The sequence below is a fragment of the Sphingobium sp. 15-1 genome, assembly GCF_013375535.1.
Classification (GTDB): Bacteria; Pseudomonadota; Alphaproteobacteria; order Sphingomonadales; family Sphingomonadaceae; genus Sphingobium; species Sphingobium aromaticivastans.
In genome coordinates this window covers 500,811-523,736 of sequence record NZ_JABXJG010000001.1, presented here as the reverse complement: position 1 = coordinate 523,736, position 22,926 = coordinate 500,811, and the positions used below count along the sequence as shown (strand labels likewise).

Below are 22,926 nucleotides of genomic sequence, written 5' to 3'. Positions count from 1 at the left end.
CGCTGCGGTTGCATCGACATGGAAGCCCGCGCCTTTTCCGGAGTCATAGCCTTCGTGATCGGTACATCGTCGCCGGGCGGGCTCGTATCGGGGGCCACTAATATCACTCCATGTTCAGCGCAGGCGGCCCGGTATTCGCCCTTTTCGGACACTCGCATGAGTGCAGGTCAGCCCCGAAAGATACCATAGCACCGGGAGCCTCGCTCCCGGTGCATGGTCCGGCACGAAGACCGAAAAGGCCATCGGGGTGCCAGTGGCAGCGCTCAGGTGAGTATAGACCCCCTGCGCGCCGCCGTGGCTGCGATTGATGCTGACCTGCTCGAATCATGGCTGGTGCCGCTTCACAACCTTATACGAAGGTGTACGCGTTGCCTGCCGGATCGCGAAGATATCCATCATAGGCACCCGGCAAGTGATTGCGCGGACCGGCAGCGCCCTCGTCCGTGCCGCCTGCAGCGAGGTCCGCAGCGTGGAAGGCATCGACATCGGCGGGGCTGGCGGCAGCGACGCCGATCCTCGCACCGTTGCTTGACGGCGCGCCGCCGTTGCCCGGCTTCAGCATCAGGAACGCCGCCTTGTCCTTGCCATGGAGCACGCAGACATCGCCAAACGGCCCCATGTTCTTGACGCCAAGCGGTGCCAGCGCCGCGTCATAAGGATAGATCACTTGTGCCAACGCAGGCGTGCGAAAACGCGCCGTCACCGGAAATAACGCTCATCAAAATTCTCCTTCAGGATTTGGGTCTGATTTCAGAACGCCACGACGCTGCGGATCGAGGTGCCGGCGTGCATCAGATCGAAGGCGGTGTTGATCTCCTCCAGCCCCATGACGTGGGTGATCATCGGGTCGATCTCGATCTTGCCGGCCATGTACATGTCGACGATCTTGGGCACGTCGCTGCGGCCCTTGGCTCCGCCGAAGGCGGTGCCGCGCCAGTTGCGGCCCGTCACCAGCTGGAAAGGGCGGGTGGCGATCTCCTTGCCGGCTTCGGCGACCCCGATGATGATCGAGGTGCCCCAGCCGCGATGGCAGGCCTCGAGCGCGGTGCGCATGACCTCGGCATTGCCGGTGGCGTCGAAGGTATAGTCCGCCCCGCCGTCGGTCAGCTCGACCACCTTGGCGACCGTCTCCTCGCGGCTCAGGCCCTTGGAGTTGAGGAAGTGGGTCATGCCGAACTTGCGGCCCCATTCCTCGCGCGCGGGGTTGATGTCGACCCCGATGATCCGGTCCGCGCCGGCCAGCCGCGCGCCCTGGATCACGTTGAGCCCGATCCCGCCAAGCCCGAAGACCACGACGTTGTCGCCGACCTGGACCTTGGCGGTGTTGATAACCGCGCCGACCCCGGTGGTAACCCCGCAGCCGATATAGCAGGCGCTCTGGAACGGAGCGTCGTCGCGGATCCTGGCGACCGCGATCTCGGGCAGGACGGTGAAGTTCGAGAAGGTCGAACAGCCCATGTAGTGAAAGATGGTCTCGCCCTTGTAGGAAAAGCGGCTGGTCCCGTCGGGCATCAGGCCTTTCCCCTGGGTGGCGCGGATCGCGGTGCACAGGTTGGTCTTGCCCGAGAGGCACGACTTGCACTGGCGGCATTCGGGCGTGTAGAGCGGGATCACGTGATCGCCCGGCTTGACGCTGGTCACGCCCGCGCCGACCTCGCGCACGATCCCCGCACCTTCATGGCCGAGCACCGAGGGGAAGATGCCCTCCGAATCGAACCCGTCGAGCGTATAGGCATCGGTATGGCAGATGCCGGTCGCCATGATCTCGACCAGCACTTCGCCGGCCTTGGGGCCTTCGAAATCGAGCTCGACGATTTCGAGCGGCTTCTTCGCTTCGAACGCAACGGCGGCGCGAGTCTTCATCTATAGTAACTTTCTGTATTTGAAATGATATGAGCGCGCGTCAGATGGTCACCAGGTAGTTGGTAAACCCGCCATCACCCGAAGATACGCCATTGATAGCCTCGTTGATGGAATCGAGCGGCCAGCTTTTCGGCTCGAGCACGGACAGGTTCACGGCCCCACCTTCGATCAGGCGAGCCATCTCCAGTCCCTCGGCTGCGGTGAACCAGACCGATCCGATCAGCTCCATCTGCTCGTCCATCCACCATTTCACATCAATGCCGAGCTCGCCCGACGTGCCACCGATGTTGACGATCCTGCCCCCGCGGCGAACGCCGCCGATTGCATCCTTCATGGATTCGAGCGAGGCCTTTGCCCCCAGCGTATCGAGCATCAGGTCCGCTCCGACGCCGCCCGTACATTGCTTCACCCAGTCGGCAGTGGAACCAGTCCGGTTGGAGAAAGTGTCGATCCGTTCGGGCGCCAGCTGCTTGAGCCGGGCCAGCAATTCCTCGCCCCGCGCCACCGCATAGATTTTGCCGATCCCCAGAGCGAGCGCGAACAGGGTTGCGCCTACGCCCAGCGTTCCCGTCGCTCCGTTGATGATGAGCGACCTTCCGGCAAGCGGACCGCACTTCTTGAGCGCCGCGTAGGAGGTACCTAGATAGCCGAACCGCGTACCGTGCCCCAGCGCGACATTGTCTGGAAGCTTGACCAACGCTTCCTGCGGCGCGCACATATACTCGCAAAATCCGCCCTCGGGGTACAGGCGGAACATCTCCAGGCTATTGGGATTGTAGCCGAAATAGCCGCCCAAGGTCCAATACTGGCAATGCTGGGGCCTGCCCGACAGGCAAGCATGGCATGTCCGGCAGGACCGCCCGGGATTGACGTAGACTCGGTCGCCGGGCCGATAGCCGATGACCCTATCACCAACCTGATGGACGACCCCGACCGCGTCCAGGCCGAAAATGGCGGGCAATGGCGGCAGAGGCATTTGCGGATACCAAGTCTGCCAGTTCGCCAGGACATTGGCGAGGTTCGGCACCATGCCGCATCCCTGCACATGGACGACAACATCCGTGCCAGTTGCCATCGGCTTTTCGACAACGTCGATACTCATCGGCTTGCCGACTTGGTGTAAGCGCGCGGCGCGCATCGTTCCGACCATATCCTCCCAGACCTTTCTTCTTGCTCATGTGGAGTTGCCATCCCGAAACGAGTCAGGTGGCTTGACGTGCCTCTAGATATTCAGATACCCTCTAGTATGTCAACTGCTGTTCAGTTAAGAGAAGGAAAGAGCATGTCCATACTCGACGATCCGCAGCAAATTCTGCGCATCCTGTGCGGCATCTGGTTCCTGCCGCATCTGATCGGCAAGGTCATGCATGCGGATTTGGCTTACCTCACTTTTGAAAAAGCCGGCTTCAAACCGGGGAAACTGTTTCTCTATCTCACGGTTGCGCTGGAAGGGTTGGCCATGATCGGACTTGTCGCGGGAATCGAATCGCGCATCGCTGCAGGTCTGGCCGTGTTCGTGCTTGCCGGGGCTGGATTTGCCGTCGTCCGGATCAATGGGTGGAATTGGCGCTGGCAGAAGCAGGGACCGGAATTCATCTTATTTTGGGCGATTTGTTGTATGGTTTCCGTACTTTAAGCAGCTTTCCGGATCGCGCCTAAGACAATATGGAGGCGATTGACGGAGGAGCTTCCTCATTCTAAATACCAAACAGTATCTCATATTTGGCAGGGAGAGGCCGCAATGTCGCATGATTCACTCACCGGCGAAAACCTGTTCAAGGATCCCTATCCGGTTTACGCGCGGTTGCGGCGCGAGGCGCCGGTAGCCCTGTTCGAAGGAACCCACGAATATTTCGTCACGCGCTGGGAAGATTGCCAGACTGTCGGCGCCAACGACGCCGTCTTTGGGCCATCCGATTCCGATAGCCGCCCGGAGGCGCGCGTTTTCGGCATGCCCAACGTGTTGTCGATGTCAGGCCCCGAGCATCAGGCGCTGCGTGCCGGGATCGACTATGAAGTCCAGCAGCAGCGCGTGGATGGCTATATCGAAGAACTGGCCCGACCGATCGTGAAGGGATATATTCAGGCCATTCGCAGCCGGGGCGAAGCCGACCTGACGCAGGAGCTTTTCGAACCAATTAGCGTACGGCTGATCGGTGATCTCATTGGTCTGAAGGATGTACCGAACGAAATCTTACAATCGTGGTTCCATGCAATCAACGGCGGACTTCAAAACACGGTGGCCCAGGATCAGGCCGTGTGGGAGCGGTGCGACAAGGCCATTGCCGAAATCGACCAGATCATGGGCGCCATGTATGAGAAGGTCTGTGCGAAGCCCGACAGTTCGCTGTTCTCGCATGTTGTTCATGGCGGATTGCCCGAAGGTCAACGCCGTTCCTTTGCTGAAATCATGCCGACCATGCGCGTCATCATTCTTGGCGGGTTGCAGGAACCCGGCCATGGCGCGGCCAATGCCGTCTACGGACTGCTGGGTGATCCGGAACAGTCCGCATTGATGCACGCCGAACCTGCCGAATGGGCTTTGAAAGCCTATGACGAAGGTCTGCGCTGGATCGCACCGATTGGTGTCACCCCCCGCGTCGCTTACCGCGATTTTGAGTTGGCGGGCACAAAGATCGCGGAAGGTTCTTCGGTGGCTATCGTTCTGGCCTCAGCCAATCGTGACGAAACACGTTGGGAGGATGCCGAAGGCTTTGACATGAGGCGCAAACGGAAGAGTCATGCCGCATTCGGTTATCGCCCGCATTTCTGTTCCGGTCACTATCTCAGCCGGGCAGCCGGGCGGATCGCCCTGATGGAAACCTTCAAATCCATGCCGAACCTTCGCCTGGATGAAGACAAGCCCGTCCATGTCAAGGGATGGCGCTTTCGCGGCGTGACTAACCTCCCAGCACGCTGGGACGCCTGATGATCATCGATTGTCACGGCCACTACACGACCGATCCGGCAAGCCACAACGCCTTCAGAGCCAGTCAGCTCGATTGCTTCGGGAAGGGGCTCGCCTCTCCAGTCTATCCCGAGATCTCCGATGACGAAATCATCGAATCGATCGAGTCGAACCAGTTGCGGGCCATCCGCGAGCGCGGTGCCGACCTGACGATTTTCTCTCCCCGCGCAGTCGGCATGGGCCATCACGATGGCGATGAGGCCACGAGCAAGATATGGACACGCCATTGCAATGATCTGATCGGGCGCGTGGTCGATCTGTTCCCGCGCAATTTCGCCGGTGTCTGCCAATTGCCGCAGTCACCTGGCGTTTCGATCGCTCATTCGATCGAGGAACTCGAACGTTGCGTGCTCGAACTCGGATTCGTTGGCTGCAATCTGAATCCCGATCCATCAGGGGGACACTGGAATGGGCCGCCACTGACCGACCGGGCCTGGCATCCCTTCTTTGAAAAGATGGTGGAACTGGACGTACCCGCGATGGTGCATGTTTCCGGCAGCTGCAATCCCAACTTCCATGCCACGGGTTCGCACTATCTGAACGCCGATACCACGGCATTCATGCAATTCCTGGAAGGTGATCTGTTTCGCGATTTTCCGACGCTGCGCTTCGTCATCCCACACGGCGGCGGCGCGGTTCCCTATCATTGGGGGCGGTTTCGCGGCCTGGCCGACCGCCTGGGGAAACCGGATCCGCGCGAACATGTACTAGGCAATGTATTCTTCGACACCTGCGTATATCATCAGGCTGGCATCGACCTTCTGTTTCGGGTGATCCCCGTAAAGAATATTCTCTTCGCATCCGAGATGTTTGGCGCGGTGCGTAGCGTCGATCCCGATACCGGGCATCACTATGACGATACAAAGCGCTACATTGATGCGCTGGATATTGACGAGAGCGACAGGCGAGCGGTGTTCGAAGGCAACGTTCGGCGCGTCTACCCGCTGCTTGATCGCAGGATCGCGGAACTGAAACTGTCATAGCGCCCCCGGATCAGATTCGGTGAAAGGAAATCCCGATTGAGTGGAAAGCCCATCATCGCGATCATTGGCGCCGGGCAGATGGGCTCGGCGATCGGCGCGCGGTGCCTGGCTTATGGCGCTGCGGTGATCACGCCGCTCTCAGGTCGTAGCAAGGCAAGTTGTGACCGCGCCCGGCTTGCCGGGATGCAGGCCTGTGAATTCGATGAGCTGCCGAGCGCCCGGTGGATAGTGTCGATCGTGCCGCCCGCCGAGGCGCAGCGCGTCGCCGATCAGGTCGCCCCGTTCCTCGCGAAACGGGGGCCTCTCTTTATCGATGCCAACGCGCTCGCTCCCGCGACCAAGTGCGCCATGGCGGCGCGTATTGAGGCTGGCGGAGGGTATTTTGTCGATGGCGCGATCATCGGCCATCCCCCACGCGCGGGTGAGACCGGCCCCAGATTCTACCTGAGCGGAGAGTTTGCGCCCGAGGCTTTGGCGCTGCGCGATCTGGGTATCGATTTGCGCGTTCTGGAAGGGGCGATCGGAACAGCCGCAGCCCTCAAGATGTGCTATGCAAGCCTCAACAAGGGCATCACGGCACTCACCAGCGCCGCATTGCTTGCAGCCGATCGCTCCGGCATCGCTGACCCGCTCATGGATGAGTGGAACATCAGCCAAAGCTTCATCCGCGATCGGGCGCGGCAATCGGTCCCGGCGATGTATCCCAAGGCCCACCGCTGGATCGCCGAGTTCGAGGAAATAGCAGATTTCGTGGGCAATGAAACCGCCGAAGGGCATATGTTCAGTGCGCTGGGAGAGTTCTTCGCGGAACGCGCATCCAGCAAGGCCCAGGACACCGAACTGGCCAGGATCAAAGCGATCCTCGATCACGACATTCACCCGGAGCAATGAACATGTCTGAATTTCGACCGGTACTCTATCTCAAGGCGTCGTGTCCCTTCTGCCTGAAAGTGGCGGCGTTCCTGTGTGAAGCCGACTTGCTCGACGGCTGTGATATGCGTGAATTCTGGCCAGGCGACGAACGCGAACAGCCGATCCGTGCCGAACTAGCCGCGCATCTGGAAACCGTCACTTTACCGGCGATGCAGTATGCGCCAGACGCTTACATGACCGAATCCGATGCGATCATACAGCACTTCGCCGAACAGTCCGGCATTGATCCGGACGCCCTCCCGTTTTTTCAATATGTGGTTTCCGGACCGATGCGGCGGATGCGCGAACAGTTCATGGAGATCAGGCGGCTTAGCCAGGAGGCCGTTCCAGTCGCCTGACCCAGGATCAGGAGATCCGGTCGCCATAGGCGAGATGGAGCGAACCGAGGGCCAATCGCACCAGATCGCCAACGCCCGGCCCTTCGCCCTGACCGAAGGCGGAAGCCGCGCCGTAGGTCAGTTCCAACACCATCGCGCCCAGCAATTCCGGTTCCGACTCCGGCCAGTTCGGCACCAGCGCCATCAGCAACTCGCCTACGCCGCGCCACTGCTCGCGGAACAGCGAGGCATGGCGGCTGGTGAATGTCGCCTCGCGGCGAGCCTGACGGAACAGTTCCAGGGGCAAGATACCCCAGGTTGGATCGGACGATTTATCGACGGACCAACCCGCTACCCGTTCGATTATCTCTCCCGGTGCTTCCACGCCTTCCAGCAGGCGGGCTATCTCAACCACATCCTGCCCAGCATGACGTTCCAGCAATTCGAGGAAAAACTCGTCCTTGCTTGAGAAGTTGGAATAGAAGGCACCCTTGCTGTAGCCGGCGGCATCCGTGATCTTGTCGATCGAAGCGCCTTCATAGCCTTCGCGCGCGACGACCTGTGGCGCATATTCCAGCAGACGTGCCCGCGTGAGCGCCTGGCTTTCCTCCCGGGTCAATCGCGCCAATTTTAGCTCCTTCTTGAACCATATAAGATACTATAAAGTATCTCGCATAAGCCCGCATGGGAGCATTGCCAATAGTTCAGCGCGCCATTCCTGTCAGGCTATGGCAGACCCGAGATATAAAGGGACGAAAACACCTGTGGCCGCCGTGCGTTGTTCGGCTTCGAGCAGCCGCGCCTGGATCATAAGATCGATCGTGGCGTCGAGCGCCTTCCCGGTCACCGCCATGCCGCGGGGCCACATCCCCAGATCCCGCATATAGATGAAACCCCGCCGTGCGAGGTCAGGACTGTCCTTGGTCGTGATTTCCTGAAAAATCGCCACGCATTCGGCCTCGTTAGCTGGATCATTCACGAATTCATGGGCCTGACACAGTGCCCGCAGCAGCCTCGCCAGAACGGCACCATGGGCCGCGAGCCATTCCGAGCGACCGATCAGCGCCGCGAACACGATCTCGGGAATGTAGTCTTTGACCTCGCCGAGCAGCGAATAACCCTGGTCCTGTGCCATAAAATTCCACGGGGCGGGTTGCGGTGCAGCGTCGATTTCGCCCTTTTGCAAGGCTTCCCAGCGGGTGGTGTGGATACCGGCCAGCGCGAATTCATAGTCACCGGGATAATTCAGACCGTGCTTGGCGAGCATGATCTGGGTGTAGATGGCCGTGCCTTCGGTCAGGGAAGAGGTGCCGATCTTCTTGCCGCGCAGGTCGGCGATTGATTGGATTTCCGGCCGGGCTACCAGTGACATCGGCAGGCGGTTGGAATTGGAGGCTACAATACGCAGGGACCCTCCCGCGACAAAATCGCTGACCGCGCCTTCGGGCGGTGTGATCGCCAGCTCCGCTTCACCGTCGGCAACCGCCCTGGTCGCCCTGTCGACACTGCCGAGACGCTCCAGCTCAACTTCGATGCCAACCTCTGCGAATAACCCTTTGCGGATCGCGACGAACACCGGGAGCCAGTTGAATCCCTGCGCCCCGCCAACCAGTTTCAGCCTGTCTACCGCCATTTCAGTGCTCCTTCACACAAATCCTTGCCACGCCATTCGGATACCTAATGGTATTTGAATGGCGTGGCAAGGATTTGTGCAACTTGCGGTGCAGGCTGGTGCCAGTTCTTCTCTCCGCGCGCCCTCTGCGTATCGTCACGGTTGCCTGTTTGTCCGCAACCTCTGGACTTGCCCGTTTCGAAAGCCCCGGATACCAAGCAAAAGAAGGAGGTCCTGACCTTCGTTTCCACATAAAAGCTTCATCGAAAGAATTCAGTAGCGATCTGGCATTTTGAGTTTGTTGTCCGCGCTGTAGCTGCTGATTGGATAAGGCAGCATCTGGCAGTTCCATGCGTCCCACTTGATTCGCAGTTCCTGTAGCTTGTCCGGAAATTTATCATTCAGGACGGCGCGTTCGCGCGGCTCATGAACGATGTCGAACAGGTGCTCCTTGCCACCGAGCCTGAGATACTTCCACTTGCCGTCGCGAACGGCGGCCTGTTCGTGCGATTTCATGCGCCAGAACAGCGTCCGGTCGATCGGAGCCTGGGCGCCGATTAAGTGTGACGACAGATCTGCTCCATCGAATTCACCGGCTTTCCACGACCCTCCGGCAATCGATAGCAAGGTAGGCAGGAAATCCATCGACATCATGACCTGATCGCTTAGGCGCCCACGCGCGATCCGCCTGGGCCATTGGAACAGGATTGGCGTGCGAATGCCGCCTTCCAGAAGCTCTCCCTTCATTCCTGTGAAGGGCCAGACATCGGAAAAACGCTCGCCGCCGTTGTCACTGGTGAAGACAATGATCGTATTATCGAGTTCGCCCAATTCACGCAGCGTCGACAGAACCTTGCCGACATTGTCATCCATGGCGGCGATCATGCGCGTATAGACTTCGCGGGTGCCTCCGTCGTAATGGAAAAAGTCCTTGATCCGGCGCGCTTCCTCCTCATCCTCGCGTCCCTCCCACGGCCAGTGAGGCGCCGTGAAGTGCAGAGAGAGGAACAGCGGTTTCGTCTTTTTGCGAATACGTGTAACGGCCTCGTCTCCAAACAGGTCGGTCATATAGCCGACCCTCTCGATTTCCTTGTTGCCATCGAACAGGCCCGATCCGATGTCCTTGCCACCCATGACGGAGTGGTGGCGGAAATAATCCGCCCCGCCGTGAATGATACCGAAAAAATGGTCATATCCCTGCGCAAGAGGCAGGCTGCCCGGCGCATGGCCCAAATGCCATTTGCCAACCAGTGCAGTTTCATATCCCTGGGCGCGCAGCACCTCGGCGATTGTACGCCTCTCCGCGGGAACGCCGATGCCGTCAGGTGTTACGAGGCCGAGAGGCTCTTCGAGGCCGATCGGAAAGCGGTACTGGTAGCACCCTGTGAGCAGGGCGGTTCGCGTGGGCGAACAGACCGAGCTGTTGGCATATCCATGGCGCAGCAGCATGCCGTTTTCGGCAAGCGAGTCGATGTAGGGCGTCTTCACATCGCGGGCACCGGTGCAGCCAAGGTCACCGTAGCCAAGATCATCGGCCATGATAAACACGATGTTGGGCAGTTCGTCTCGCGATGCACCGTGCACGGGCCAGGCAACGCCGCCTGTGGTGGCAACTGCGGTAAGACCCGCTAATAGCTTGCGGCGACTGACAATCATAAGCTCGTCTCCTTCCTGCTTACGAGACCTGTTGCTCTGCTGCGATCAGCCGGTCGATCACGCGCCGGGCGCGGCCCGAGCCGTTGTCATTGGGCAGCAACACGGGACGAAGTTCCATCATGTCACGCTTGCCGATGACCGACTGCTGCGCCTCGATGATCGGCTTGTCCTCGGTGGTGAAGGCGATTTCGGCAAGGCCGAGCAAGGTCTGGCTCAGCTCTTCGTCATCGATCTGGAAATCGCGTGCCGAACCCCAGAAATAGTGGGTGGTCCATTCCGTTTCAGGGGTGATGAGGTTGGGATTGCAGGTGTTCCAGCCATCCTCGCGAGTGGCACCTTCCGGGGTGACACCATAGATCGTCACCATGGCGCCGGGCGGGTCGGAGCGCATTTCAAGCCAGTGGTCGACCTTCTCCGGAATACCCGGAACGGCGGCGAAGAACGCTGGCGTCGTCATTCCCGAGCAGGTGAGCTTCGTCCAGATCGTGCCGCTATCCTCACTTACCTTGAAAATTTCCCGCGCCATCTCGCGCGGCTCCAGCGTCTTCACATGAATGAACGAGGCGTGAGAAAGATCGGTCAGGTTATCGAGCATCAGCAAGTAGCTGGCCTCGATCTTGAGATAGCCATGGATCGCAGCGTAATTTTCGCGGTCGGTCATCCAGTGGAAATCAGGGATTGATGCCGGATCGGCCGCGTCAGCGTCGCCCATCCAGATCCACACCATGCCCCAGGCTTCATGAAGCGGGTAGGTTCGCACCTTGGCGGCGGCCGGTATGTTGCCGGCCCCGTTGGGGTTGTCCGTGCACTTGCCCGAACAGTCAAACCGCAGGCCGTGATAAAGGCATTCCACTTCGTCGCCATGCAGGATGCCCATGCTGAGTGGGGCGAAGCGGTGCGGGCAGGCATCGGCCAGGGCAACCGGGGTTCCGTCCTGCCTGCGGAACAGCACCACCGGCTCGTTCAGATAGCGCCGCGCAACCAGCTCGCGGCCAAGGTCCGAACTCCAAATTGCGGCATACCAGCAGTTAAGGGCAAACGTCATTTTGTCTCTCCATCATCCCATTCGCAGTGCCGTTTTCGGCTTTAGACGTAGCGTAATCCCTTGCGCGCGAGCCTGTCGCGCATGGCGTTCACGTCGAGGCTTAGCTCCCCTGCCGCGTATCGAACACGCTTCTCCGCCTCATTCGCGGCGCGCGCCGTTGCAGCTGACAGCACATCCTCGGCCGATTCCCGGGGTACGATACAGACTCCATCCTCATCGGCGATGACCGCATCGCCAGGCTGGATCAGGACGCCGCCGCAAATGATCGGCATCTGGACTTCGCCTAGCGTTTCCTTGACCGTTCCCTGGGCACAGATCGCTTTCGCCCAAACCGGGAACCCCATTGCGCGCAGATCGGCCACATCGCGGACACCCGCTTCGATCACCAAGCCGCGCAATCCGCGCGCCATTGCCGACGTCGCCAGCAAGTCGCCGAAATAGCCGTCATCGCAAGGCGAGGAAGGCACGACCACCAGCATGTCGCCTTCCCGGGCCTCCCCCAGTGCGACATGAATCATCCAGTTGTCACCCGGGGCGACCAAACATGTTAAAGCTGTGCCGCAGGCAGCGGCGGGAAAGATCGGCCGTAGGGACGCCGGGAGCAAGCCGCGGCGCCCTTGTGCCTCATGCACAGTAGCCACACCAAGCGCGCCAAGTGCCTCAACCACATGTGGGGCAAGTCTCTGCACCGATGAGGACACCCTACCGGGTAACATCATAATCCGACCTCCCAAAACCAGACTTGACAGCTTAAATACCACCTGGTATCTCAAAGTCAACGGTATGTATAAGATGGTGGCAGAAAGCTCGCCGGGAAGAGGGGATTGCATGGCGTGCAGCGCCTTATCCGATCGGCGCCCAAGGAAGCTGATCCGGCGCACAGCCAGGGCCGATGAGTCGCTGTCATGATCCAGCAGATCCCCTGTCGATGCTCCGACTATGCGCAACCCGGCAACCCGATGGGCGTAGTGGCGATCTGTGACTTCCGGAGGCTGACTTAGAAGCTTGGCTGCATAAGACGTAGAAATTGGAGATTTTCGAACAAGCGAAAACAAAAGGGAGAGGTGAAATGATTACTAATCATAAAACTCTATTTGGCAGCATTTCAGCGATTGCGCTGCTGTCCTCTGGACAGGCGATGGCGCAGGCCGCGCAAGCCAGCGAAACCGAAAATGCAGAAGCTGTAGGTGACATCGTGGTGACCGCGCAGCGCCGTGAACAGAATGCTCAGGAAGTGCCGATCGCCCTGACCATTTTTGGAGGTGAGGCACTGCAAGATCGAGCGATTTCTGATGTCTCACAGCTCGGCGGTGTGACGCCCAACGTTTCGCTTGATGCGGGTACGCCCTTCGCAGGTTCCAGCGCCGCGCTTGGCGCCTCCATTCGCGGCATTGGCCAGAACGACTTCGCCGTCAATGTCGACCCAGGCGTGGGCGTCTATATCGATGGTATTTTCCTCGCGCGGACGGTGGGTGCCAACGTGACCCTACCAGATGTGGAGCGGGTGGAAATCCTGAAAGGTCCGCAGGGGACCCTGTTCGGTCGTAACACCATCGGTGGCGCGATCAACATTGTGACCCGCACGCCGGGCCACGAATTTGCTATCAAAGGCTCGGTCACGGCAGGCAGCTACAATCGCTTCGACCTAGCAGCCACGGTGGACATCCCTCTGGCCGATAACTTGCGCACTAATGTCACATTCGCCTCGAACAGCAGGCGCGGCTTTCAGCGCCGTGTGCCCTATACTTCCAACCAGCCGTTCGTGCGCGAGTCCGCTACGGTTTTCCGCGAATCGGGCTACGATAGCCACGATGATGCTGGAGGCATGAATGACTGGTCGTTGCGCGGAAAGGTGCTGTGGGAACCGAGCGACAGAATCACAGCCACCTTTACCGGCGACTACTATAAATCCGATACATCGGGCCTCCCGAATGTCATCATCGACGTCCTTGAAGATTTCCCCGGCAACTTTGCCGGCCCGGGCACACCAGCGGTGCCGTTCTCGGCACTGACGCCGGGTACCGGCTTTAACTTTGCCGGCGTGTACAACTTTTGTATCGGTTCGACTCAAGCGCAAATTCTCGCTCGCAATGCCCAAGGCCTTTGTAACAGTCCGCGAGGTAGTGAACTGTTTCCGGGTGAACAGCTGCCGCCACTGGGTAGTGTAAATGTTGATAGCGATCCAAACAACAACCTGCCCGTTTGGAATGACACCTGGATAAACGCCGATTGGGACAAATCCTATGCTACAGGGATTAACTTCTCAAAGACACGGACCTGGGGTTTTTCGGCGAATCTGGCGTATGAGTTGTCAAACGAACTCACCGTACGTTCGATTACCGGCTACCGTGAGCTCGAATGGTCCGCTGGTTTTGATGCCGACAATTCTCCAGGAAATTTCTTCTCGGTTTCAAACAAGGCCGAGCAGTCGCAGTTCAGCCAGGAATTTCAGCTACTCGGCGATCTTGATATCGCCCGAACTAAATTGAACTTTGTTCTTGGCGGATACTATTTCGAGGAACAAGCATCGGCTCTCGATCATGTAAATATCGGGGGAGGCATTTGGCAGGCTGACGGCCCAACTGATCTAGACACGGACAGCATCGCTATATTTGGTCAATCCGACTGGCGCGTATCGAGTTGGCTGGGATTCACCTTCGGTGCGCGATATACACGTGAAAACAAGAGCATCGACATTCGGCAAACAGACGTTTCATCGTTCAATTATGACGTTTTGAATTGCCCGGTGAACGGTACGGGATTTATCCCTGCCTTGGGGGTAGTCCCTTGTTCGACCTATGCTCGTTTTCCGCATGCTGACGATCCCTTGCGACTGTACACCCGCGACACGCCGGATCGCAAATTTACCAACTTCTCAATGAAAGCTGGAATTCAACTGCATCCTACTGATGACATAATGATCTATGGGTCATATACCGAAGGGTACAAGTCAGGCGGGTGGAGTACTCGTGCGAGCACGCCGATTTCGCAGCCCCTGGTATTTTCGGAGGAGTCCGCCAAAACATTTGAGGCCGGAGTGAAATCCACGTTCCTTGGCGGAAGGATTCGGGCCAATCTCGCTGCATTTACAACCGAATATGACGACGTGCAGTTGTTGCTACAGGTCGGAGCAAATCCCCGGATCAATAATTTTGGTACGGCCACGATCAGAGGTATCGAAGCCGATTTCACAGCCAAGCTAAACGACAATATCAGCCTCACATCTTCATTAGGTGTTTTGGATAGCAAACTAAAAAACCTGACAAATACGAGCCCGCCAAATTATCTCCAGCTCGGAATTGTCAATGGCGCCGAATTGCTGAAGGTTCCAGATTTCAAGTTTAACATCTCGCCCCGGATTGAATTGCCGGTTAATGACCACAATTTCGTCATCCAGGCCGATTACACATACACTTCGGCGGTGTGGAACGATTCGCAGCGATCTTTTGCATTGCGTCGCCCAGCGACAAACATGGTCAACGCCAGCGTAGCGTTCGAGCATGATAGGGGCTGGTCGATCACGGGGGGGGTCACCAATCTGACCAACGAGAGGTTCATCGTTAACGGACTGACCAGCACTGCCGGACAGATATATGGCAGTCCTAACCGTCCGCGCGAATATTACGTCCGGCTCGGCTTTGAGTTCTGACTTGCCAACGGCGGTGTCGAGGCCTGGCCCCGGCACCGCCACTCCGGCCATCGGTAAAACTATGAAGCGGCAACCGGCATCACTTTCCGATGCAGAGCTTTTCATGTCTCGACAATATGCGCATCGGCCTTCGGATCCAGTCGTCTGTTTGAGGAGATCGAATGATGCGGCGAGTAATTACGGGCGTGGTCGACGGAAAAGCGGTTTTTCTGGCGGACGGAGACCCGGCGAACCTGCACGAGTATGCAGGGTGGCCGTGCCATATGACATCGGTGCTTTGGGCGACAGCGGCAACGCCCTTGTTGCCCGTCACGGCACGGGATCAGCCGCTGCCGGGAGCATATATCATTCCGGCACCCGGCGAGACCCGCTTGATGGTTGTTCGCTTCCCTCCTGACACGATATTTGCAGACCCGCGGTTTGACGGTCCCGGTTATGAGGCTGAAGCGGCAATTCATTTGCCAGGACTGATTGATGCTTTCGAGCCAAACGGCTTCGGCATGCATCGAACCAATACGATCGACTATGACGTTGTGTTAAACGGCGAAGTCTGGTTGGAACTCGATGACGGTGCTGAAACACTACTCCGCCAAGGGGATGTCGTCGTTCAGGGTGGCACCCGCCATGCCTGGCGCAACAAGAGCGGCGAGGACGCCGTCATGCTATTTGTGCTTATAGGCGCAAAGTCTGCTGACTGACTGCGGCAACACCTAGATGCCGTAATGGGCCGGCGTTTAGTGGTGAGATTCTAACGCTTGGTGCCCTCTTTTGCCTTTCATTGGCCGGCACCTGACTTCCTAGCCCAGGAGGGTGAAAAAGCTTCTCGGGCGTGCACGACTGATCTGCCCCCACCGAGTGGACCGATAGGTTTGTTAGTGGATTAAGCCCATCGCCGCCATATCCGGACGGAGGTGGAGCGAAGCGGAACCGGAGGCCGGATATGGCGGTGTCGCCGTTTCCGGTGCCGGTGGCCGGTATCCCAGACTGCTATGCGGGCGGACGGTGTTGTAATGCCGCCGCCAAGCTTCGATCAGCACCTTGGCTTCGGCGAGGCTGTAGAAGATCTCGCCGTTGAGCAGTTCGTCGCGAAGCGACCCGTTGAAGCTTTCGTTATAGCCATTCTCCCATGGTGATCCCGGCGTGATGTAGAGCGTCTTCACGCCGATCTGCCCCAGCCATTGCTGGACGGCGGTCGCGATAAATTCGCTGCCATTATCGGACCGTATATGTGCCGGAGGGCCGCGCGAGATGAACAGGTCGGCTAAGGCCGCCAGAACATCCTCATGCTTGAGCTGACGCGCCACGACGAGCGCCAGGCACTCCCGGCTGGCCTCATCGATGATGGTCAGGATGCGGAACTTGCGGCCATCATGCGTGCGCCCTTCGACGAAGTCGTAGGCCCATACATGTCCCGGATATTCCGGCCGCAGGCGGATGCAGGATCCGTCATTGAGCCATAGACGCCCGCGCTTTGGCTGGCGCTGCGGAACCTTCAGCCCCTCACGCCGCCAGATCCGTTCGACCCGCTTATGGTTCACCGTCCACCCCGCATGGCACAGCAACGCCGTCACCCGGCGGTAGCCGTATCGACCATATTGCTTTGCCAGTGCGATGATGTCCTCCGTCAGCGCCTGCTCGTCATCCGCCCCGCGCGGCACCTTGCGCTGCGTCGATCGATGCTGACCCAGCACCCGGCATATCCGTCGCTCGGATACCGGAAACTCTCGTCGCACATGATCAATGCAGCGTCGCCGCCGCGCGGGGCTTAGAAGTTTCCCTTTGCCGCCTCCTGCAGGATCAGCTTGTCCAGGGTCAGGTCGGAAATCGCACGGCGAAGCCGCTGGTTCTCCTTCTCCAGATCCTTCATCCGCCGCGCTTGGTCGGTCTTCAGCCCGCCATATTCCTTGCGCCAGCGATAGTAGGTCTGCTCGCTGACCGCGATCCGCCGGCACGCCTCGGCGGTCGAGGCTCCCTGCGCCAGCACGATCTCAACTTCACGCAGCTTGCCGATAATCTCTTCCGGCTTGTGCTTCTTGCTCGGCATTCAATGTCCCTTTCGTGGTCCAGACTATCATAGTCTCTGGGCCACTCAGCAGGGGGCAGATCACGACAATAACCAGTCTCTCCCGTCAAAATATCGCGCGACGATCTGGATGAGAGGCGCTTCTCATCCTGTTTGTCGCGCGGCAGTCGCTGCCGCAGGTAAGCGAAATGCGCCAATGGGGCAGCCGGCGCCGGGACTGTCAGGATTTTCGTGTGTGGGCGGGCATAATGGGTAAGAAGGAGTCCCACTATGTCCCGACGCAAAGAACCTGCGATACCAAATGAGCTTCTCGATCAGTTGCTAGCTGGCGGCGCTGCCAGTGCGGCATTCGAGCAGGGCGGCCTGCTGGATTCACTGAAGAAGGCGCTGGCCGAGCGAGCGCTGAACGCGGAGATGGATCATCACCTCTCCGGCGACGAAAGCGAGGGCAACACGCGCAATGGCTATGGCCGGAAGACCGTGATGACCGATACCGGTAAGCTGGCGATCGACGTGCCGCGCGACCGCCAGTCGAGCTTCGATCCGCAGCAGATCGCCAAGTATCAGCGTCGTTTCCCCGGCTTTGACGACAAGATCGTGTCGATGTACGCGCGGGGCATGAGCACCCGGGAGATCACCGGGCACCTGCATGAACTGTATGGCATTGATGTGTCGCCGGATCTGATCAGCACGGTGACGGATGCCGTGCTCGACGAAGTGGCCACCTGGCAGCAACGGCCGCTCGATCCGATTTACCCGCTCGTCTTCTTCGATGCGATCCGGGTCAAGATCCGGGATGAAGGGATGGTCCGCAACAAGGCGATCCATATCGCGCTGGGCGTCCGCGCCGATGGCGCGAAGGAGGTCCTCGGTCTGTGGCTCGAGCAGAATGAAGGCGCCAAATTCTGGCTGCGGGTGATGAACGAACTCAAAAACCGGGGTGTCGATGATATCCTGCTGGCCGTCGTCGATGGCCTCAAAGGCTTTCCCGACGCGATCACCGCCGTATTCCCGGACGCGATCGTTCAGACGTGCATCGTTCACCTGCTGCGCAACTCCATGGACTTTGTGTCCTGGAAGGACCGCAAAGGGCTGGCGAGCGCGCTCAAGGAAATCTACCGTGCCGTCGATGCCGAAGCGGCCGAACAGGCGCTGACAGACTTCGAGGCCGGCCCCTGGGGACAACGCTACCCCGCCATCGGCCAGAGCTAGCGGCGCGCCTGGGCTGAGGTCATCCCATTCTTTGCCTTCCCGGACCAAGTGCGCCGGATTATCTATACGACGAACGCTATCGAAGCGCTGAACTTAAAGCTTCGGCGGGCCGTCAGGGCCAGGGGGCACTTCCCCAGCGATGACGCCGCAACCAAACTGCTCTATCTGATCTTGAACCGATCCGAAAAAGAGTGGAAAATGCCCCACGTGAGTGGACCATGGCCAAGGCCCAGTTCGCCGTCATCTTCGGCGAACGCTTCATCAAAGCCATGGCAGCGTAATGTTCAACCGCCCGCCCACACACGAAAATCCTGATACTCCCGCCGGCGCCCCGATCCGGGCCGGCATGGTCAGGTTTACCTGATAGACGTCGCCTTGCTCAATATAGTCGATTACCCGCTCGCAGGCACCGCGATAACGCTCACGGCTCCATTCCAGATCAAGGCTGCCCTTGGGCAGCGGGTCGGTAGCCATGCCTCGACCGAGTCGATCCGCTCACATCGGGTGAACGCGCCAAACCAGACCAATGGAGCCAGGCTCGTCCCTCCCGACAGCGGGGCTAGACGGCCCTCGAGCACCAGTCCAGCCTGGTAGCCAGATAGCCAGCGACCGTGCCGCCGCCCGGCGCTGCCGCACAGGCCGCTGCGAGAATGCCGGTGACCTCAGCGGACTGTAGGCCGCGAAGATCCGGTCGGGTTCAGACAACAACAGGCCGCCCCCTCCTCTCCGGGCCTCATCAAGCAGAACGAAGGGTTCGCCGTTGAATCTGCTTCTGCCTTGCGCATGACTGATGGGCAGGGTTAGGCTATCACGCCAGCCGCCCACCGTTGCTGACGACCAAGCTTGCATGGCCTCTCAGTCGAACACCACGGTGCGATGTCCGTTGAGCAGCACCCGATCCTCGACATGTGCCCTGACCGCATGGGCAAGAACGCGGCGTTCAACGTCGCGCCCCTTGGCGACAAGCTGCTCAGGGGTTTCGCGGTGGTCACACCGTTCGACATCCTGATGGATGATCGGCCCCTCTTCGAGGTCTGCGGTCACATAGTGTGCGGTCGCGCCGATCATCTTGACCCCGCGCTGATGCGCCTGGTGGTAGGGCTTGGCGCCCTTGAAACCTGGCAGGAAACTGTGGTGGATGTTGATGCAGCGGCCCGACAGGAAGCTCGCCATCTCGTCTGAGAGAATCTGCATGTATCTCGCTAGGATAACCAGTTCCGCACCGGTTTCGGTTACAACGTCGCGGATGCGCGCTTCCTGTTCGGCCCTCGTATCACGTGTGACCGGGAAGTGGCGATAGGCAAGGTCTTCGGGAACCGGGATCGACAGAGCCGTTTTGGGGTGGTTGCCAACGATGCCCACCACCTCCATATTCAATTCCCCGATACGGTGACGGTAGAGCAGATCGCCAAGACAGTGATCGAACTTGCTCACCATCAGCAGGACCTTCATCGGTGCTGCGCCGCACCGCAGCCTCCAGTCCATGCCGAGTTCAGCGCCCAACGGGGAAAACGCATTGCGCCAGGCATCCACCGTCATCGCGGCCGGATCGAACTCGATGCGCATGAAGAAGCGTTCAGTCAGCCGATCATCGAATTGCTGGGCATCGGGAATGTTGCCGCCGTTGGCGGCGATCAGACCAGCGACGCGCGCGACTAGGCAGGCGCGATCGGGGCAGGACAGGCTGAGAATGCAGGTAGACGGCATTGGATGCTCCGGCAGAAGGCGGGCGCGGGCGGGTCAGACCCGCCGCGCGGCGATCCAGTCGATGGCATTGTCGAGCCCGCCGAAAGGATAGAAGTGCAACGATACGGAGCCGTGTTCTGCAATTTGACGCGCCGATCGGTTTCGGTCCGTTCGCGCTTCCGCCGGGCACCCCCATGAGCACGTATGCCGATCTCGGCTCGATAGATACCCGCGTCGCCAATGTCGGCAACAAGCTGCTTGCCGCAATGAAGTTGAAACTGCTGCTCGATTATCGACACAAGAAGATGGGTTTCTACGGCAACTGCGATTTGTCCGGCGCCAACAATGGCGCAGAATAGCGGTAGTGTTTTGCAGATGATCGAACCGCTTCATTAGCCCACGAAACACCATTCAGTTTCACACAATCCCGATGGACAGTTGGCACATGTGATGGTATAAACGCAGCGTCAAAAACAAGTTTCGACGTTAAATCAATACCTTGCCGCGATTACTGCGTGACCGTAGGGGTCACCAAAATCTCCCGCCATCTGCCCTCCGCCTAACGGCGATTCTGTTTGCGCAGGAACTCCGCGCGCAGGACCAGTCCCTTGATCGCTTCATAACGGCAATCGACTTCCTGCGGGTCGCCGGTGAGGCGGATCGATTTGATCACCGTGCCCTTGCGAAGCGTCTGGCCTGCGCCCTTGACCTTGAGATCCCTGATCGTGATCACGCTGTCGCCGTCCGCGAGCAGATTGCCCTCGGAATCCCGCACCTCCACTTCCTCCGCGGCGGACGCTTTGGCAGCGGCTTCCGCAGCGGGCAGCCACTCGCCGGAGGCTTCATCATAGACATAGTCGTCGTTCGTGTCGGTCATGGCGTAATCCAGATCGTTGATGGTCAATTGAGACGGCCGCCGCTCGCCACGGGCGCGTCGGTGATGGCTGCGGCGATGCGCAGCGCTTCGGGGAAGTCGTCGCTATGGATGACCCGGGGGCTTGCCGGTCCCAGCGAAACACGCTCCAGCATCGCCTTTGGCTGCGTCTGCACGCCGGAAAGGATGATCTGCGTGCCCGTGGATGCCGCTTGGCGGACGATGTCCTCTATGGCGGTCACGCCGCTGGCGTCGAGCAGCGGGACGCGCCGCATCCGCAGGATGATGACTTTCGGCGCGGGGCCGATCCGGCGCAGCGTGTCCAACAGTTCGTTCGCGACGCCGAAGAAGACCGGTCCGTCGATCCGGAATATCTCGACGCCATCGGGAAGCGCGTCGCGCTGATGAATATCCTCCTCTTCCTCCTCCTCGGCCCGCGCAGGGCGATCCTTGTCGCTGGCAATCTCCACCGTCCCGCTCATGCGCATCATGAAGAGGAGCGAGGCCAGCGTCACGCCCACGCCGATCGCGACCGTGAGGTCGACCAGCACCGTGAGGCCGAAAGTGAGCAGCAACAGGCCGCGATCGCCATTGGGCATGCGGAGCAGTTGCAGGAAGCGATGATGCTCGCTCATGCCCCAGGCGACCATGAACAGGATCGCCGCAAGCGCCGCCAGGGGCACATAGGCCATGAGGTCGGACGCGAACAGGATGAACAGCAATAGGAATATCGCATGCATCATGCCCGCGACGGGCGAGATGGCGCCGGCCTTGATGTTGGTCGCGGTGCGCGCGATGGCCCCGGTTGCGGGCAGGCCGCCGAACAGGGCCGAGGCCAGATTGGCCACGCCCTGGCCAACCAGTTCCTGGTTCGACCGATGCCGGGAACCGATCATGCCATCAGCCACGACCGCCGAAAGAAGCGCCTCTATTCCGGCGAGAAAGGCGATGACGAAGGCGGAGGACATGACCGACTGCAATTTGGCGAGCGACATGTCGGGCAAGGCCGGGGCGGGCAACCCAGCCGGCAGGTCCGGAAAGCGCGATCCGATCGTCGCGACCGGAAGGTGCAGCAGCGCCGCCAGAAGGGCGGCCGCCACGATCGCGATCAGAAAAGCCGGGAGTCGCGGCGCCCATAGCCGCAGGACGACGATCAGCGCCAGCGATCCGATGCCGACCATCAGCGTGTCGGGACGGACGCTGCCCAGTGCATCCCCATAAGCCTGCCATTTGGGGATGAAATCCGCCGGTACGCTCTGCATCGACAGCCCGAGGAAATCCTTCACCTGACTGGACGCGATGATGACCGCGATGCCCGCGGTGAAGCCGATCACCACCGGTTGGGGGATGAACCGCACGAGACTGCCAAGGCCCGAATAGCCCGCGGCGATCAATATCAGCCCTGCCATCAGCGTGGCCAGCAGCAGGCCGTCATAGCCATGTTGCGCGATGACGTTGAAGACGACCACCACAAAGGCGCCTGTAGGGCCGCCGACCTGCACCCGCGAACCGCCCAGGGCCGAGATCAGGAAACCCGCGACGACGGACGTGACGAGCCCCTTGTCCGGCGACGCCCCACTCGCGATCGCCAAGGCCATGGCGAGCGGCAGGGCGACGATCGCGACCGTCAGCCCGGCGACGACATCCCGGCGGAAACTGCCGATCGAATAGCCTGTGCCGATGATGGTAAAGAGCTTGGGGGTGAAGGCGGCAAGCCGCGCATCACGATGCATCGTCTTCGCCCGCTGGCAGTCCCGCCTGATCGAACAGCATCGAAAGCGTGCGCCGGGGCTGCATGCCCGCGGCGGTCTCCTTCAAACGGACCCCGCGCCCGATTCCGTGAGAGCCTGCATTCTCACCGATGATCTCCACCCCCGCCCTTTCGAGCGCGTTGATGACCTTCACCAGCGTGTCGACGACGCTGCGGACCTGCCCGTCGGAGGCTTCCATCCGTTGGATCGTCGGCAGCGATACGCCGGCCAGCGCGGCGAGCTGCCGCTGGTCGATGCCGAGAAGAGCGCGGGCGGCGCGCATCTGTTGCGAGGTGATCATAGTGGACTTTTGATATATAATATATCAGATTGCAATTATAAGATTCATATTTT

Annotated in this window: 22 protein-coding genes and 2 pseudogenes; 9 read left to right on the top strand and 15 right to left on the bottom strand. The window is 59.8% G+C overall.

The genetic code is table 11. The features are described 5' to 3' along the window. Positions 1-114: 114 nt before the first annotated feature. The 4 genes and pseudogenes from HUK72_RS27610 to HUK72_RS02415 form a co-directional block, all read right to left on the bottom strand. Complete coding sequence (locus HUK72_RS27610; RefSeq protein WP_369805977.1) at positions 115-267, bottom strand: alpha/beta hydrolase-fold protein; 153 nt, start codon at positions 265-267, stop codon at positions 115-117. Between the two features lie 82 nt (positions 268-349). Further along, positions 350-725 (bottom strand): annotated as a pseudogene (locus HUK72_RS02425) (VOC family protein). 25 nt (positions 726-750) lie between these two features. Beyond that, positions 751-1,863 carry an S-(hydroxymethyl)glutathione dehydrogenase/class III alcohol dehydrogenase gene (locus HUK72_RS02420; protein ID WP_176595372.1) on the bottom strand — a complete coding sequence of 371 codons (1,113 nt, stop codon included), beginning with the start codon at positions 1,861-1,863 and terminating at the stop codon, positions 751-753. Between the two features lie 40 nt (positions 1,864-1,903). Then, on the bottom strand, positions 1,904-2,965 hold the full coding sequence (locus HUK72_RS02415) for an alcohol dehydrogenase catalytic domain-containing protein (protein WP_218035897.1): 1,062 nt from the start codon (positions 2,963-2,965) through the stop codon (positions 1,904-1,906). 180 nt (positions 2,966-3,145) lie between these two features. Between HUK72_RS02415 and HUK72_RS02410 the strand changes: the two genes are divergently transcribed. From HUK72_RS02410 to HUK72_RS02390, 5 genes are all read left to right on the top strand, one after another. Continuing rightward, the gene (locus HUK72_RS02410) at positions 3,146-3,499 is read left to right on the top strand and encodes a DoxX family protein (RefSeq protein WP_176595370.1); all 354 of its coding nucleotides are present in this window, start codon (positions 3,146-3,148) and stop codon (positions 3,497-3,499) included. 105 nt (positions 3,500-3,604) lie between these two features. Further along, positions 3,605-4,792 (top strand): cytochrome P450, encoded by a 1,188-nt coding sequence (locus HUK72_RS02405; RefSeq protein ID WP_176595369.1) that lies wholly within the window; start codon positions 3,605-3,607, stop codon positions 4,790-4,792. Next, positions 4,792-5,814, top strand: a complete 1,023-nt coding sequence (locus tag HUK72_RS02400) for an amidohydrolase family protein (protein ID WP_176595368.1) — start codon at positions 4,792-4,794, stop codon at positions 5,812-5,814. The genes HUK72_RS02405 and HUK72_RS02400 overlap by 1 nt, the downstream gene beginning before the upstream one ends. Positions 5,815-5,850: 36 nt before the next feature. After that, positions 5,851-6,705, top strand: a complete 855-nt coding sequence (locus HUK72_RS02395) for an NAD(P)-dependent oxidoreductase (RefSeq protein ID WP_255325590.1) — start codon at positions 5,851-5,853, stop codon at positions 6,703-6,705. Further along, a complete protein-coding gene (locus HUK72_RS02390) occupies positions 6,702-7,085 on the top strand; it encodes a glutathione S-transferase N-terminal domain-containing protein (protein WP_218035896.1) in 384 nt (127 codons plus the stop codon). The genes HUK72_RS02395 and HUK72_RS02390 overlap by 4 nt, the downstream gene beginning before the upstream one ends. Positions 7,086-7,092: 7 nt before the next feature. Here HUK72_RS02390 and HUK72_RS02385 read toward each other — a convergent pair whose 3' ends face one another. The 5 genes from HUK72_RS02385 to HUK72_RS02365 form a co-directional block, all read right to left on the bottom strand. After that, positions 7,093-7,692 carry a TetR/AcrR family transcriptional regulator gene (locus HUK72_RS02385; protein ID WP_176595365.1) on the bottom strand — a complete coding sequence of 200 codons (600 nt, stop codon included), beginning with the start codon at positions 7,690-7,692 and terminating at the stop codon, positions 7,093-7,095. A 93-nt stretch (positions 7,693-7,785) separates the two neighbouring features. Next, the gene (locus tag HUK72_RS02380) at positions 7,786-8,697 is read right to left on the bottom strand and encodes an ABC transporter substrate-binding protein (RefSeq protein WP_176595364.1); all 912 of its coding nucleotides are present in this window, start codon (positions 8,695-8,697) and stop codon (positions 7,786-7,788) included. Positions 8,698-8,949: 252 nt separating this feature from the next. Beyond that, the gene (locus HUK72_RS02375) at positions 8,950-10,332 is read right to left on the bottom strand and encodes a sulfatase (RefSeq protein ID WP_176595363.1); all 1,383 of its coding nucleotides are present in this window, start codon (positions 10,330-10,332) and stop codon (positions 8,950-8,952) included. A 19-nt stretch (positions 10,333-10,351) separates the two neighbouring features. Beyond that, the gene (locus HUK72_RS02370; protein WP_176595362.1) at positions 10,352-11,377 is read right to left on the bottom strand and encodes an aromatic ring-hydroxylating dioxygenase subunit alpha; all 1,026 of its coding nucleotides are present in this window, start codon (positions 11,375-11,377) and stop codon (positions 10,352-10,354) included. Positions 11,378-11,418: 41 nt separating this feature from the next. After that, positions 11,419-12,096 (bottom strand): 4-carboxy-4-hydroxy-2-oxoadipate aldolase/oxaloacetate decarboxylase, encoded by a 678-nt coding sequence (locus HUK72_RS02365; RefSeq protein ID WP_218036006.1) that lies wholly within the window; start codon positions 12,094-12,096, stop codon positions 11,419-11,421. Between the two features lie 350 nt (positions 12,097-12,446). On the opposite strand from HUK72_RS02365, the gene HUK72_RS02360 reads away from it, so the two are divergent. Together HUK72_RS02360 and HUK72_RS02355 are read left to right on the top strand one after the other, a co-directional pair. Further along, positions 12,447-15,026 (top strand): TonB-dependent receptor, encoded by a 2,580-nt coding sequence (locus HUK72_RS02360; RefSeq protein WP_255325589.1) that lies wholly within the window; start codon positions 12,447-12,449, stop codon positions 15,024-15,026. A 161-nt stretch (positions 15,027-15,187) separates the two neighbouring features. Next, a complete protein-coding gene (locus HUK72_RS02355; RefSeq protein ID WP_255325588.1) occupies positions 15,188-15,724 on the top strand; it encodes a cupin domain-containing protein in 537 nt (178 codons plus the stop codon). A gap of 174 nt (positions 15,725-15,898) precedes the next feature. Here the strand turns inward: HUK72_RS02355 and HUK72_RS02350 are convergent. Beyond that, positions 15,899-17,070, bottom strand: a protein-coding gene (locus HUK72_RS02350; protein ID WP_176595065.1) for an IS3 family transposase whose coding sequence is annotated in 2 segments (ribosomal slippage) — positions 15,899-16,806 and positions 16,806-17,070 — 1,173 coding nt in all. Because the reading frame shifts where the segments join, the coding sequence is not laid out codon by codon here. Positions 17,071-17,319: 249 nt separating this feature from the next. On the opposite strand from HUK72_RS02350, the pseudogene HUK72_RS02345 reads away from it, so the two are divergent. Then, positions 17,320-18,542: pseudogene (locus HUK72_RS02345) on the top strand (IS256 family transposase). Here the strand turns inward: HUK72_RS02345 and HUK72_RS02340 are convergent. Together HUK72_RS02340 and purU are read right to left on the bottom strand one after the other, a co-directional pair. After that, positions 18,523-18,735 (bottom strand): hypothetical protein, encoded by a 213-nt coding sequence (locus HUK72_RS02340; RefSeq protein ID WP_176595361.1) that lies wholly within the window; start codon positions 18,733-18,735, stop codon positions 18,523-18,525. The pseudogene HUK72_RS02345 and the gene HUK72_RS02340 sit on opposite strands and share 20 nt — an antisense overlap. Before the next feature lie 381 nt (positions 18,736-19,116). Then, positions 19,117-19,968 (bottom strand): formyltetrahydrofolate deformylase, encoded by an 852-nt coding sequence (gene purU / locus HUK72_RS02335; protein ID WP_176595360.1) that lies wholly within the window; start codon positions 19,966-19,968, stop codon positions 19,117-19,119. Positions 19,969-20,141: 173 nt separating this feature from the next. On the opposite strand from purU, the gene HUK72_RS02330 reads away from it, so the two are divergent. Then, entirely contained in the window at positions 20,142-20,306 is a 165-nt protein-coding gene (locus HUK72_RS02330; RefSeq protein WP_176595359.1) for a hypothetical protein, read from the top strand. A gap of 200 nt (positions 20,307-20,506) precedes the next feature. Here HUK72_RS02330 and HUK72_RS02325 read toward each other — a convergent pair whose 3' ends face one another. Genes HUK72_RS02325 through HUK72_RS02315 form a run of 3 tightly spaced genes read right to left on the bottom strand, consistent with a single transcriptional unit; the run spans position 20,507 to position 22,873 of the window. Further along, positions 20,507-20,824, bottom strand: coding sequence for an alkylphosphonate utilization protein (locus HUK72_RS02325; RefSeq protein ID WP_176595358.1), 318 nt, complete (start codon positions 20,822-20,824; stop codon positions 20,507-20,509). A 23-nt stretch (positions 20,825-20,847) separates the two neighbouring features. Continuing rightward, entirely contained in the window at positions 20,848-22,554 is a 1,707-nt protein-coding gene (locus tag HUK72_RS02320) for a SulP family inorganic anion transporter (protein ID WP_176595357.1), read from the bottom strand. After that, positions 22,544-22,873: a helix-turn-helix domain-containing protein gene (locus HUK72_RS02315; RefSeq protein WP_176595356.1), complete on the bottom strand. Its 330-nt coding sequence runs from the start codon at positions 22,871-22,873 to the stop codon at positions 22,544-22,546. Before HUK72_RS02315 ends, HUK72_RS02320 begins: the two co-directional genes overlap by 11 nt. Positions 22,874-22,926 lie beyond the last annotated feature (53 nt).